We start from the raw sequence: 12,757 nt of genomic DNA, 5'->3' as shown, positions 1-12,757 counted from the left end.
CGCATGAAGCACCCCGGCTCCATGGGGCCGTTCCGGCGGACGAAACCCAGTATCGGTAACCGGAGGTGACCGAGCATGACGGCTTGTGTCCTGGAGACCGCCGTGGACGATGACACGGCACCGGCAAGACCCCCGGCCCCCGCCCCGGCGGAGGCCCCGGCGCTCACCATCGCCGCGGACGGTTCGTACGCCGCCCGGCTGCTGCCGGACCCCGACGGCGGCCTGTTCGCGGAGCGGTGGACCCTGGGCGGCCCGGAGCCCTACGCCGTACGGCTGCCCGGCGTCCGCCCGGAGGAGCCGGGCAGCGAGGTACTGCCACTGGCGGACGGGCGGGTGCTGATCCGGCGCCGCCTGGAGGGGCGGCACGCCCTCGCGCTGCTCTACCCGGCCGGCCCCGTCACGGGCGAGCAGCCCGCCGGCTCGGTCGGCCGCGAGCGGCTGCGGCTGCTCCCGCCCGCGCCCGACGGCGTCACCGCCTACGCGCTGGCGCCCGGCGAGCGGTCCACGGAACTGTGGCGCGTGCACGGCGGACCCGCCGGGCCGGAGCGCGTCACCGAGATCCCCGGCCGCTGCTCGGGCGGCGCCTGGCTCGACCGCGACGGCCACCTGCTGGCCCTGGACCGGACGGTGGACGGCCGCACCAAGACGATCACCGTCCATCTGCGGCACCGCGGCGAGACGAGCCCGCTGCTCCGGATCACGGAGGACAGCGACGACCGGCTGCTGCTCGCCGACCCGGACAGCGGTCTGCTGCTGCTGCGGTCGAACGCGCCGGGGCACGACCGGCTGGGCTGGGGCGTGCTCGGCAGCGCCCGCCCGGCGCGCTTCCCCGGCGCGCTGCTGTACGGGGCCGGTGGCCCGGCCCGGCCGCCCGGCGGCACCTCCGCGGAGGGGGCCTCCGCGGACGGCACTCGCGCGGACGGCACTCGCGCGGACGGCGGGGCGGGCCGAGCGGGAAGCGGCGGCGGAGCGGCCGCGGCGGCCGGCACCGCGCCGGTCCCCTTCGCGGTGCAGCCCGGCCAGACGCTGCTGCCCGAGCACTGCGGGGTGGCCCTGCGGATCGACGGCCCGGACGGCCCCCGGGTGGGGGTGTGGCGGCCCTCCGAGGGCCGGCTGCGCCTGCTCACGGCGCCGCGGGGCTGGCTGGCGGGCACCGGGCTGTGGACGGCGGAGGGGGAACTCCGGCTGCCGTACGCCACGGCGGACGTGCCCTGCGGCCTGGCCCGGGTGCCCCTGCCCGCCACCGCACCGCTCCTCCGCCCGGCCCGGGTGCCCCGGATGGCCTTCCGGATGATCTCCCGGAGGGACCTCCGGGCGGCTGCGGCGAGGGCTTCGGACACGCTGCCCGGAGCGGGCACGTCACCGGGGGCGCCACCGGCCGGAGCAGCCGGCCCGCCGCCGGGAGAGCCGGCACCGCCGACCGGCGGAGGGGGCGGCGCACCGGGCGCCGGCGACCCGTCAACAGGCTTGTCATGGGAGCGTGCCGGGTCCGCGCCCGGCGGAACCCCGTCCGTCCCGCGCCCGGTCCCCCTGCGGGAGATGCCGACGGCGTGTCCCGGCACCTCCGGGCGAGTCCATGACAGGGGTCCGGGATAAACTCCGGTGGGGGTCGGCGCCCGTCCACGACCGGTGCGCCACAGGGGACTTGGCATGACCGGCAGGCGTCTCATGCCGTGGTCGCGGTCGCGGGCCCCGGACACAGCACACAGTCAGTCAACGGGGTGAACCACCGACATGTCCGAAACACAGACCGAGACCATCGCGGCCCGCCCGCGCACGGGAACCGTCCAGACCTCATCCGGCCCGGGGAAGCACCGGGGACCGGCCGCGTCCGAGGACGCCACGGCCCCCGCACGCGGCAGGCACCGCCGCCCGGCGCCGGAACGCGACGCCTGACCGGTCCTTCCGGCAGAAACCGAACGGCTGTGGCCGCCGGCGACCCCGGCGGCCACAGCCGCGTCCGGGGACGGAGTCCCGGCGGCCACCGGCACGGAGCCGGGTGCCGGGGAGCAGGGGACGTCGTTGCTGCCGTCCGCGCCCCCGCGCGTCACCACCGCCCGCACCCGCCCGCCGGACGGGTTCCGGGAACGGCGCCCAGTGGCGTCAGGGGCTTTCCCGCTCGTTCGCTTCCCCCGCCCCCGCCCCCGCTACCGCCCGGGCGCGGCGGCGGCCCAGCAGGGCGCATCCCGCGATCACCGAGCCGATGGCGATGACCCTGGCGGCCTGGTGATAGCCCTGCGCCACCTCGTCCGGAGTTCCGGGCAGGCCGAGGAAGACCCACGCCACGGCGACGCTCCCCACGACGATCAGTGCGGCAGCCCCCCACGTGCCCGTCCCCGCCCACCAGGGCTCCACGGGGCGGACCCGCTCGTCGGTCCGTTCAACATCCTTGCCGGTCACGATCGTTCTCCCGTGCGTGGGGGGCTGGTCACGAGAGAGGACGCCGGCCCGGCGGTGCCCGGTTCTCACCGGGCCCAATTCTCCGGCTCGCAGCGCGAGCTCGTCGAGCCGACCCCGCACGGGCCTGCGGGCCGCGGACACACCGGCCCCGCCGCGGCGACGGCCGGCGTCGTCCGTGGCCCGCGGTTCACCACACCGGCTGCCGTTGGGGTCCGCAGACCCGCCGGCTCCTCAGGTGCGCAGGTAGGAGGCCCCGTTGAGGTCCAGCACCGTGCCCGAGGACCATTCCGCCTCGGGTGAGGCGAGCCAGCGGACCGCCGCCGCGATCTCGTCCGGGTCCGCGACCCGGCCGTAGGGGCTCTGGGCGAGGATGGCCGCGCCCTCCGGGCCGGTCAGCCGGTGCGCGACCCGTTCCGTGCCGATGAACCCGGGCGCCACCGAGGCGACCGCGATGCCGTACGGGGCGAGCGCGACCGCCAGGGACTGGCCGAGCGCGTGCACCGCGGCCTTCGTCGCCCCGTACGCCGGGTGGTCGGGCTCACCGCGGAAGGCTCCCCGGGATCCGATGTTGACGATCCGTCCGCCCGTGCCCTGCTCGATCATCCACCGCGCGGCGCTGTGGGAGACATGGGCGGTGGCGAGCAGGTTGACGTCCACATGGCGGCGCCACGCCTCGGCCCATGCGGTGAAGCCGGTGGAGGCCGGCGGGTGCGGGGTGTTGACGGCCGCGTTGTTGACGAGGACGTCGAGGCCGCCCAGCGCCTCACGGGCCGCGTCGGCCAGCCCGGCCGCCGCGCCGGGGTCGGCCAGATCGGCGCCCAGCAGCGCGTGGCCGTCCCCGTCGAGAGCGGCGAGGGTCCGCTCCGCCTCCGCGCGCCGGGACCCGTAGTGGACCGCGACCCGGTCGCCGTTCGCGGCGAACACCCGGGCGAGCGCCCGGCCGAGTCCGCGCGAGGCACCGGTCACCAGCACCCGGCGCCCCCGGGCCGGGAACGGCGGTACGGCGGGCAGGGCGGCGGGCCCGGTCGCGGAGGCGGGCTCCGCACCGGCGGCGCCGTTCGTTCCCGGGCCCGTGCCGGGCTTCCCTCCGGGACCGGGCTTCTCTCCGGGACCGGGGTTCTCTCCGGGACCGGGGTTCGCGGACGGGTGGTTGGCGGCGGTCATGGCGTAACCACTTCCTCACTCTGCCGGCGTTCCGTGACGGGGCGGCTGCCGGCTCCGCTTCCGCGCCCCGCACCGCCCCGCACCGGACCGCCCGGGGCGGGCCCCACCCTATGAGCGTCCCGGCCGGCCCCGTCCCGGTCACCCCGGCCGAACGGGGCTCCGGGCAACGCGGCCCGTGCCCGGTCCGGACGCGGCGGGTGCGCGGGCCCCGGGGCAGCGGCCCCGCCCGCTCCCCTGTACGCCGCCCCCGCCCGTCTCCCGGCGCGGGCCGTCGGGCAGCATGGGGGTCTCCGCCGGCTCCGCCCGCCGTTCCCGGGCGGCCGGGCGCCCGGTACCGGAGGAGAGACCCTGCCCCGGAACGGCGGCCGGGGCCGCGCGGTCCGTCCCGCCGCCCCCGGCCGGCCGCACGGACCGCCCCGCCGACCAGCGACAAGAAGGACAGCCATGGCCCCCCAGCCCCAGCAGGCGACGACCGCCCGGCCCGCCCCGGAGGTGCTGGCCGCGTTCGAGGCGGCCAAGGGCTTCATGCCCGTCGACGAGGGGCTCGCCCTGTACGCCGCCGCCGTGGAGGCGGCCGGGCTCGGGCTGCCGCTGCTGGAGGTCGGCACCTACTGCGGCCGGTCCACCATCCTGCTGGCCGCCGCCGCCCGGGACGCCGGCACCGTCGCCGTGACCGTGGACCACCACCGCGGCTCGGAGGAGCAGCAGCCCGGCTGGGAGTACCACGACGCCGGCCTGGTGGACCCGGAGGTGGGCCGGATGGACACCCTTCCCGTCTTCCGCCGCACCCTGTACGCGGCCGGGCTGGAGGACCACGTCGTCGCGGTCGTCGGCCGCTCGCCGCAGGTGGCGCGGGTCTGGGGGCGGCCGCTGGGGCTGGTCTTCGTCGACGGCGGCCACACCGACGAGCACGCGACCGCCGACTACGAGGGCTGGACCCCGCATCTGCCGCCCGGCGGGCTGCTGCTCATCCACGACGTCTTCGCCGATCCGGCCGACGGCGGCCAGGCCCCGTACCGGATCTACCGCCGCGCCCTGGAGTCCGGGGACTTCACCGAGGTGTCCTCCACCGGCTCCCTGCATGTGCTGCGCCGTACGGGCGCGGAGAGCTGACCCCCGCCGATAGCATCGCCGACGTGTCGAACGGCAACTCTTTCGCACGGCCCCGCCGGGCCCGCCGCCGCGCGCTGATCGGGCTGTCCGTGCTGGTGCCCGCCGGTGTGGCCGGATGGCTGGTCTGGCAGTCGGCGGCCGGCGGCCCGGTCGAGGGCGCCCGCGGGGGCGGCGCGACGGCGGGACGGCCGCACGGCGGGGTCACCCCGGCGCCGTCCGCGGAACCGGGCCCGGGGGCACCGGCGCCCTCGGCGAGCGGCGGGAACGGCGCCGGGTCCGGTGACCGGGACGGGCCGCTGGCCGGCAAGGTCGTCGTCATCGATCCCGGGCACAACCCCGGCAACCGCGACCACCCGCGCGAGATCGCCCGGACCGTCGACATCGGCACCCGGCGCAAGGAGTGCGACACCACCGGGACGGCCACCGGCTCCGGTTACGCCGAGGCCGAGTTCACCCTGGACGTCGCCCGCAGAATCCGCACGCTGCTCGAACAGCGCGGCGCCGAGGTCGTGCTGACCCAGGACGGTGACCGCCCGTACGGGCCCTGTATCGACGAGCGCGCCGAGATCGGCAACGAGGCGGGCGCCGACGCCGTCGTCTCCGTCCACGCCGACGGTGCCCCGGCCGGCGCCCGGGGCTTCCATGTGATCCTCCCGGGCCGGGTCCGGGAGGGCCGGGCGGACACCGCCGCGATCACCAAGCCCTCCCGCGAACTGGGCGAGCACGTCGCCGGCGCGTACGCCCGGGAGACCGGTTTCCGGCCCGCGGATTACCTCGGCGGCGGCACCGGCTTGGATGTACGCTCCGACCTCGGCGGGCTCAACCTCTCCACGGTCCCCAAGGTGTTCGTCGAGTGCGGCAACATGCGGAACGCGCGCGACGCCGGGCAGTTCACCAGCGCGCGGTGGCGCGGGCGCGCGGCCCGGGGGATCGCGGACGGCGTGGAGTCCTTCCTGACGACGTGAACGGCACCGCCCATGGCCCTCCCCGGCCGCCCTGGAGAAGGGGGAGAGCCGGGCCGAACGGGGAAACGGGGGAGGAAACGGGGAAAGCGGGGAAAGCGCACGTCATGGTGACCCGCTGTCACACCCGGCACCACAGGGCGATTTGTCCGTCCGTACGATGGGGGGCCACCCCCGCGCCAGGCCACCCGCGCACCGGCGGCAGCAACCACACTCACGAGACGACGAAGGACCTTACGTGAACATCCGCTCCCTCACTCGAGGCGACGGCGTGGTGATCGGAGCAGCGGTGTTGCTGTTCATCGCCTCGTTCCTGAATTACTACTCCGTGGACTGCGAAGGCGAGTTCTGCGACCAGGCCGAGAAGAATCTCCCCAGCGCCTGGGACATGGACCAGCTCCCGCTGGCCCTGCCCGCCATCTTCCTGCTCGGCCTGATCGCGACCGGCCTGCTGATCGCGGGCCGTTTCCAGCCGCAGGGCCGCAAGGTCCTCGGGCTCTCCCTCGGCGAGTGGGGCACCGGGCTGGCGCTGGCGACCGCCTGGAACTCCGCCTGGGGCCTCGTGACGCCGGACGGCCCGTCCGTCGGCCTCGGCGCGATCCTCGCGCTGCTCGGCGGGCTCGCGCTGGCCGCCGGCGCCCTGCTGCCGAGCCGGGTGCCCGCCCTCCAGGCGTCCCTGCTGGGCGCCCCGAAGCCGCAGGCCCCCACCCCGTACGGGGCCGGACCGGGCGCCCCGGCCCCGGGCGGCTACGGCTACCCGGGCGGCCAGCAGCAGCAGCCGCAGGGCTACGGCTACCCGGGCCCGGCGGGACAGCCCGGCCCCGGCGGGCAGCAGCCGTCGTACGGCGGCCAGCCGCAGGCGGGGGCCCCGGCGCCCGGCCCGCAGGCCGGCCCGCCGGCGCAGGGTGGGGGCGACTTCTCCCCGTTCTGGTTCGCGGTGCCCGTGGCCCGCCCGCTGTACGCGGAGGACGGCTCCCCGACGCCGATCGCCGAACTGGCGCCCGGCACCTGGTACCTGGCGGTCGAGCAGCGCGGTCAGGCGCTCGTCGCGCAGACCCAGGACGGCCGGCGCGGCGTCCTGCAGGACACCTCCGGCATCCAGCGCGGCTGATCCCGGCGCCGCCCGGCCCTTCACGGCACCGTCTCGTGCCGCACGGTGCCGGGCACGGTGGTTTCCCCGGCCCCCGCTCCCCTGTTCCGTCCGTCCCGTCACCGGGGCGTCCGGGAGGGCGGGGGCCGCGGTCGTCCACGGGGTGTTCCGCGCCTCGTACCGGGCTCGCGCGGGTCCGGCGGCCCCAGTGCACCCGGCAGCCCCGGCGGGCCCACCCGTCCGGTACCGGACTTGACGGTTCCGGCTGTTCCGTACCGCTCGCGCCCCGGAGGGGTTTCCGTGGCATGAACGGGGCAATACGCGCTGCATGAGCCCTTACCGACGTTCAGGCGGCAGTACCGCGGCCGCGGCGATCCGGCTGGTGGCGAATGTGGCCGCGGGAATCCTGGTCCTGTGGATCATCATGTATCTGCTCGACGCGAACCGGGCGAACGACCTGGTGAACTTCGTCCAGAACGCGGCCCACTGGCTGGCCGGATGGTCCCGCGACCTCTTCACGATGGATCTCGACTGGCTGCGCGTGGTGCTGAACTACGGGCTGCCGGCGGTGGTGTACCTCGCCATCGGGCACGCCCTGGCGGCCCGTATGCCGCGCGGGGCCTGACCCCCGGCCGGGCTCGCACGGCAGGGCAGGGCACACGGCCCCGCCCGGCGCGAGCCCGGCGGTCCCGCAGCCGTCCGGCCGGGGACCCCGCCGCGACCGGGGTTCCCGGCCGGATGCCGGACCGGCGGCTCCCGGCGGCTCCTCCGCCGCCACAGCCGGTCCCGCCTCAGCAGCAGTCCGGGTCCAGCCCGGCGGGCAGCCGTTCGCCGCCGAAGACGGCCGTCGTCGCCTCGTCGCCTCCGAGGGCGGCCACGGCCAGGAGCACCGAGCCGGCCGTCCAGGTCGTCTGCTCCTCCGGCCAGAAGGCGGCGTCCTCGTAGACGTAGCCCGTCCAGTACATGCCCTCGCCGTCCCGGAGACGGCCGATCCAGCGGAGGATGTCCACGGCGCGGTCCGACTCCCCCATGGCCCAGAGGGCGAGCGCCAGTTCGGCGCTCTCGCCGCCGGTGACCCACGGGTTCGGCAGCACACAGCGGACGCCGAGGCCGGGGACCACGAACGCGTCCCAGCCCTCCTCGATGCGCTCCTTGGCCGCGGTGCCGGTCAGCGCCCCGCCGAGGATCGGGTAGTACCAGTCCATGGAGTAGCGGGACTTGTCCAGGAACCGCTCCGGGTGGTGCCGGATGGCGTGGGCGAGCAGTCCGGTCGCCAGCTCCCAGTCGGGCTGCGGGTCCTCGCGCTGCTCGGCGATGGCCAGGGCGCAGCGCAACGCCTGGTGGATGGAGGAGCAGCCGGTGAGCAGCGCGTCGGTGACGGCCGCTCCGGCGTCGCCGTCGCGCTCCGGGGCCTCGCGCTTCCAGCCGATCTGCCCGCCGGGCTGCTGGAGGGCGAGGACGAACTCGACGGCGGCGTAGACGGTGGGCCACATCCGGTCGAGGAAGATCTCGTCGCCGGTGGAGAGGTAGTGGTGCCAGACGCCCACGGCGACATAGGCGACGAAGTTGGTCTCCCGGCCGCGGTCGGTGGGTGCCGCCGCGTCGCCGTCGGCGTAGGCCGCGTACCAGGAGCCGTCCGGCAGCTGGTGGTCGGCCAGCCAGCGGTAGGCGGCCTCGGCGCGCTCGTGTTCGCCCGCGGCGTCGAGGGCCATGGCGGCCTCGACGTGGTCCCAGGGGTCGAGGTGGTGGCCGCGGAACCACGGGATGGCGCCGTCCTCGCGCTGGTGGGCGAGGATGCCGGCCACGGTGGCGGCGGCCTGCTCGGCGGTGAGGACCCCGGGCAGGACCAGGCGTTCGGTGCGGCCGGGGCTGGTCACGCCCGGCCCTCGGCGGTTGCGTCGGTGGCCGCGTCGACGGGGCCGGGGTCCGGGAGCCGCGGCTTGGTGGCGTAGACGACGAAGCTCTTGCCGATCAGCGGGTCGAGGGCGCGTTCGGCGACCCGGGTGAGCAGCGGCTTCTTCATGATGTCCCAGACCAGCAGCTTGTGGTAAGCGCGGACGGGCAGTGCCTTGTCGTTGTCGACGCCGAAGGCGCATTTCAGCCACCAGTAGGGCGAGTGCAGCCCGTGCGCGTGGTGGCTGCCGTAGGGGCGCAGCCCGGCCTCGCGGATCCTGCGGACCAGTTCCCCGGCGCGGTAGATGCGGATGTGGCCGCCCTCGACCTCGTGGTACGCGTCGGAGAGCGCCCAGCAGACCTTCTCCGGCCCGTAGCGGGGGACGGTCACGGCGATCCGGCCGCCGGGCCGGAGGACGCGGACCATCTCGGCGAGCACACCCTTGTCGTCGGGGATGTGTTCCATCACCTCGGAGATGATGACGACGTCGAAGCTGTCGTCGGGGAAGGGCAGTGCCAGCGCGTCGCCCTCCATGGCGGTGGCGGTGGCGCCGGCCGGGGCCTCGCCCGCCTCCTTCATGGCGGCGAACCAGGTGGCGACCTCGCGGATCTCCTCGGTGTTGCGGTCGAGCGCCACGACGTGCGCGCCCCGGCGGTAGCACTCGAAGGCGTGCCGGCCCGCGCCGCAGCCGAGATCGAGCACGCGGTCGCCCGCGGCCAGCGGGAACCGGGAAAAGTCGACGGTCAGCACTCGGGGTCTGCCTCTTTCGGTCGGGGGTGCGTCCGGTCCGGCCGGCCGGGCGGACGGCCGGTGGAGGGGGCGGTGGGGGCGGCGGCTCCGGCCGGGAGGGCGGCGCCCTGCCGCTCCACGGCCCGCCGGTAGTGCTCGACGGTGCCGCGGGCGGCGCGGGCCCAGGTGAAGCGGGAGAGCACGCGTTCCCGGCCGGCGTGGCCGAGGCGGCGGCGCAGCGCGGGGCCGTCGTGGGGGTCGAGGAGCCGGCCGAGCGCGGCGGCGAGGGCTCCGGCGTCGCCCGGCGGTACGGCCAGGCAGGTCTCGCCGTCCTCGCCCGCGACCTCGGGGATGGCCCCGCCGGTGGTGGCGACCAGCGGGGTGCCGGTGGCCATGGCCTCGGCGGCGGGCAGCGAGAAGCCCTCGTAGAGGGAGGGCACGCAGGCGATCTGGGCGCCGCGCACGAGGTCGGCCAGTTCGGTGTCGCTGATGCCCTTGACGAACTCGACGGCGTCGGCGAGGCCGTAGCGCTCGATGGCGGCGGCGACGGGCCCGTCCTCGGCACGCTTGCCGACGACGACCAGATGGGCGCCGGGGTGCTCGGTGCGGAGCTTGGCGAGCGCCTCGACGAGGTGCACCAGGCCCTTGAGGGGGACGTCGGCGCTGGAGGTGGTGACGATCCGGCCGGGGATCTCGGGGACGGAGGGGTCCGGGGAGAACAGTTCGGTGTCGGCGCCGATGTGGACGACGTGGATGCGGTCCCCGGGCACGCCGAGGTGTTCCACGATCTCGTCGCGGGAGGTGCCGGAGACGGTCAGCACGGACGGCAGCCGGCGGGCGACGCGCTTCTGCATGCGGGTGAAGCCGTACCAGCGGCGGACGGAGGCGCGGCGCCAGGGCCCGGTGGCGGCGTCGAGATCGAGCCGCCGGTCCACGGTGATGGGGTGGTGGACGGTGGTGACGAGCGGGGCGCCGAGCCGGGCGGGGCCGCCGAGCAGGCCGTAGCCGAGGGTCTGGTTGTCGTGGATGACGTCGAACGCGCCCCGGCGGGCCGCGAGATGGCGGCGGGCGCGGAGGCTGAAGGTGAGCGGTTCGGGGAAGCCGCCGGTCCACATGGTGGCCACTTCCAGGGCGTCGATCCAGTCGCGGTACTCGCCGGGCCCCGGGGTGCGGAACGGGTCGGGCTGCCGGTAGAGGTCGAGGCTGGGCAGTTCGGTGAGGCTCACTCCGCCGGGGCCGGGGGTCCCGTCGAGGACCGGGTAGGGCTGGGAGCCGATGACCTCCACGGAGTGGCCGAGCGCGGCGAGTTCGCGGGAGAGGTGCCGGACGTAGACGCCCTGGCCGCCGCAGAACGGGTTGCCCTTGTACGTGAGGAGGGCGATGCGCAGCGGGCGTCCGCCGTCGGCCGCGAGGGGGCCGGGGGTTCCGGCGGAGGGGCTCGATGCGGCTGCCGGTGCGGCCTCAGCGGTCACTCTTCGGGCCCCTTCTCACTTCAGTTCTGCCGGAGCGTAGCGGCTCGCGCCAATCTAGAACAAGTTTCAGCTTGGCCGGCCGCCCGGCCGCCCGTCCGTCACCCCGCCCGGCTGCCCGCCCGGCCGTCCGCGGAGTCGCCCGCCGTGGTCGTCCGCCGTGGGAGGAGCTTCGAATCTACCGGCAGGTAGCACTTACCGCCGGTCCGGGCCGGGTGATTCGCACCACGGTCGGCGCGCCGCCGGGCCTTTCCGCACCTCCGGAGCCATGCCCTGAGCTTGCGCCCGCCGTGAGCACTCGGGCACGGTGAGGTGCCCCTGCGGATGGCGGCGCACACCGGAGATGTCACGGATCGGGACATATGACCACGGAACCAGCGTCACAGCTCTCCCCCTCACGTCTGACGGAGCGTCAGGAGGCCCGCCGTCGGTCGATCCTGCGTGCGAGTGCCGAACTCGCGAGCCGGGGCGGCTTCGACGCCGTACAGATGCGCGAGGTGGCGGAGAGCTCCGGGGTCGCCCTGGGCACCCTCTACCGCTACTTCCCGTCCAAGATCCATCTGCTGGTCGCCACGCTGCGGGACCAGTTGCAGCGGCTGTACGAGACGCCGGCGAGAAGACCCGTCACCGCGGCGGCGCCCTCGGCCCGGGTGGCCGAAACGGTGCTGCGCGCCTTCCGCGCGCTGCGGCGCGAGCCGCTGCTGGCGGACGCGATGGTGCGGGCGCTGACCTTCGCCGACCGGTCGGTGAGCGAGGAGGTGGCCGCCGTGTCCCGGCTGACCACCACGATCATCCTGGACGCCATGGGGCGGACCGGCACCCCGGGCCCCGAACTGCTCTCGGCGGTCCGCGTCATCGAGCACACCTGGCACGCGACGCTCGTGGCCTGGCTGGCTGGCCGTTCCTCCACGGAGAGGGTGCGCACCGACATCGAGACCGCCTGCCGGCTCATCGACCTCACGGCCCCGCGGGAGGCGGGGACACCGGACAGCGCGGACGAGACGCGCCAGGGGGGCGCGGAGGTGGCGCACGCGGGGGGCGCGCGAAACCCCGGAAAAGCTCCGGAACACGCCCGCTGAACCGACTACAGCACGGGACGTAGGGCAAGTCCGTAGGCCAAGTCCCGTGTCGTCCGTTCCCTCGCCCGCGTTGTGGGAACGCGCTCTTGGACGACTCAACTAATCAGATGTTCCGACGGACACAGACGGACACATGGGAGACCACCGGTGCACACGAGTCTGGAGGGGACGGGCAAGTGATCCGGGTACTTCTGGTGCACGACATCGGGCTTCTGCGGTCGGCGCTGGCCGCACTGCTGGGGAGGGAGCACGATTTGGAAGTCACGGCGGCGACCTGGGACAAGTTCCCGGCGCGGGCGCAAGCCACCCGTCCGGACGTCTGCGTGGTCGACGCCGACAACCCGGCCTCGGACTCGCTCACCGCGGTCCTGGAAGCCGCCGAGCCGGAGGGCCGTGGGGCCCAGGGGCTCCGGACCGGCCGCCGCAGCGCGCTGCTCGCCCTGGTGACCGCGGGACGGCCGGGCGCGCTCCGCCGCGCCTTCGACGCCAGCGCCCTGGGATACGTCAGCAAGAACGCGACCCCGCAGCGATTACTGGACGCCATCCGCAAGGTGTCCAAGGGCGAGCGATTCGTGGACGAATCGCTCGCTTTCGGCTTCATGCAGGCGGCCGAGATGCCGCTGACGGCACGCGAGCTGAGCGTGCTCTCCCTGGCCGCCGAGGGCGCGCCGATCGCCGAGATCGCCAAGAGCCTGCATCTGTGCAACGGGACCGTGCGCAACTACATGGCCTCGGTGATCCGCAAGACCGGTGCGAGAAACCGCATCGACGCCGTTCGCATATCGCAGAGCGCCGGCTGGGTCTGAGTCCCGCCCCGGCCGCCGCCCGCCGGCGCCCGGCCCCGCTTCGACGGGCCG

At 75.6% G+C, this 12,757-nt stretch carries 13 protein-coding genes; 8 read left to right on the top strand and 5 right to left on the bottom strand.

Features of this window, described 5'->3' with window-relative positions:
- The first annotated feature begins 75 nt into the window (after window positions 1-75).
- The gene (locus LIX60_RS23650; protein WP_227960366.1) at window positions 76-1,596 is read left to right on the top strand and encodes a hypothetical protein; all 1,521 of its coding nucleotides are present in this window, start codon (window positions 76-78) and stop codon (window positions 1,594-1,596) included.
- Between the two features lie 138 nt (window positions 1,597-1,734).
- Window positions 1,735-1,896 carry a hypothetical protein gene (locus LIX60_RS23645; RefSeq protein ID WP_227960364.1) on the top strand — a complete coding sequence of 54 codons (162 nt, stop codon included), beginning with the start codon at window positions 1,735-1,737 and terminating at the stop codon, window positions 1,894-1,896.
- A gap of 207 nt (window positions 1,897-2,103) precedes the next feature.
- On the opposite strand, the gene LIX60_RS23640 is transcribed toward LIX60_RS23645, so the two are convergent.
- Entirely contained in the window at window positions 2,104-2,400 is a 297-nt protein-coding gene (locus LIX60_RS23640; RefSeq protein WP_227960362.1) for a hypothetical protein, read from the bottom strand.
- A 231-nt stretch (window positions 2,401-2,631) separates the two neighbouring features.
- Entirely contained in the window at window positions 2,632-3,564 is a 933-nt protein-coding gene (locus LIX60_RS23635; RefSeq protein ID WP_227960360.1) for an SDR family NAD(P)-dependent oxidoreductase, read from the bottom strand.
- A gap of 444 nt (window positions 3,565-4,008) precedes the next feature.
- Between LIX60_RS23635 and LIX60_RS23630 the strand changes: the two genes are divergently transcribed.
- The 4 genes from LIX60_RS23630 to LIX60_RS23615 all read left to right on the top strand — a co-directional run bounded on the left by LIX60_RS23630 (window position 4,009) and on the right by LIX60_RS23615 (window position 7,354).
- Window positions 4,009-4,677: a class I SAM-dependent methyltransferase gene (locus tag LIX60_RS23630; RefSeq protein WP_227960357.1), complete on the top strand. Its 669-nt coding sequence runs from the start codon at window positions 4,009-4,011 to the stop codon at window positions 4,675-4,677.
- Window positions 4,678-4,700: 23 nt separating this feature from the next.
- A complete protein-coding gene (locus LIX60_RS23625) occupies window positions 4,701-5,642 on the top strand; it encodes an N-acetylmuramoyl-L-alanine amidase (RefSeq protein WP_227960355.1) in 942 nt (313 codons plus the stop codon).
- 235 nt (window positions 5,643-5,877) lie between these two features.
- The gene (locus LIX60_RS23620; RefSeq protein ID WP_227960353.1) at window positions 5,878-6,750 is read left to right on the top strand and encodes a hypothetical protein; all 873 of its coding nucleotides are present in this window, start codon (window positions 5,878-5,880) and stop codon (window positions 6,748-6,750) included.
- A gap of 307 nt (window positions 6,751-7,057) precedes the next feature.
- A complete protein-coding gene (locus tag LIX60_RS23615; protein WP_030545182.1) occupies window positions 7,058-7,354 on the top strand; it encodes a hypothetical protein in 297 nt (98 codons plus the stop codon).
- A 166-nt stretch (window positions 7,355-7,520) separates the two neighbouring features.
- Here the strand turns inward: LIX60_RS23615 and LIX60_RS23610 are convergent, their stop codons facing one another.
- From LIX60_RS23610 to LIX60_RS23600, 3 genes are read right to left on the bottom strand one after another with little or no spacing between them, the layout of a single operon-like run.
- On the bottom strand, window positions 7,521-8,606 hold the full coding sequence (locus LIX60_RS23610; RefSeq protein ID WP_227960351.1) for a prenyltransferase: 1,086 nt from the start codon (window positions 8,604-8,606) through the stop codon (window positions 7,521-7,523).
- On the bottom strand, window positions 8,603-9,373 hold the full coding sequence (locus LIX60_RS23605) for a class I SAM-dependent methyltransferase (protein WP_227960349.1): 771 nt from the start codon (window positions 9,371-9,373) through the stop codon (window positions 8,603-8,605). Before LIX60_RS23605 ends, LIX60_RS23610 begins: the two co-directional genes overlap by 4 nt.
- Window positions 9,367-10,824 (bottom strand): glycosyltransferase family 4 protein, encoded by a 1,458-nt coding sequence (locus LIX60_RS23600; RefSeq protein WP_227960347.1) that lies wholly within the window; start codon window positions 10,822-10,824, stop codon window positions 9,367-9,369. The genes LIX60_RS23605 and LIX60_RS23600 overlap by 7 nt, the downstream gene beginning before the upstream one ends.
- A 359-nt stretch (window positions 10,825-11,183) precedes the next feature.
- Here LIX60_RS23600 and LIX60_RS23595 point away from each other — a divergent pair, with 359 nt between their 5' ends.
- Both LIX60_RS23595 and LIX60_RS23590 read left to right on the top strand, forming a co-directional pair.
- Window positions 11,184-11,900, top strand: coding sequence for a TetR family transcriptional regulator (locus LIX60_RS23595; protein ID WP_227960345.1), 717 nt, complete (start codon window positions 11,184-11,186; stop codon window positions 11,898-11,900).
- Between the two features lie 176 nt (window positions 11,901-12,076).
- The gene (locus LIX60_RS23590; protein WP_227960343.1) at window positions 12,077-12,706 is read left to right on the top strand and encodes a response regulator transcription factor; all 630 of its coding nucleotides are present in this window, start codon (window positions 12,077-12,079) and stop codon (window positions 12,704-12,706) included.
- The last annotated feature ends 51 nt before the right edge of the window (window positions 12,707-12,757 follow it).

Source organism: Streptomyces sp. S07_1.15 (assembly GCF_020739505.1).
Taxonomy (GTDB): Bacteria; Actinomycetota; Actinomycetes; order Streptomycetales; family Streptomycetaceae; genus Streptomyces; species Streptomyces xinghaiensis.
Note: the sequence above shows the minus strand (reverse complement) of the source record. Positions and strands in the feature narration are given on the sequence as shown.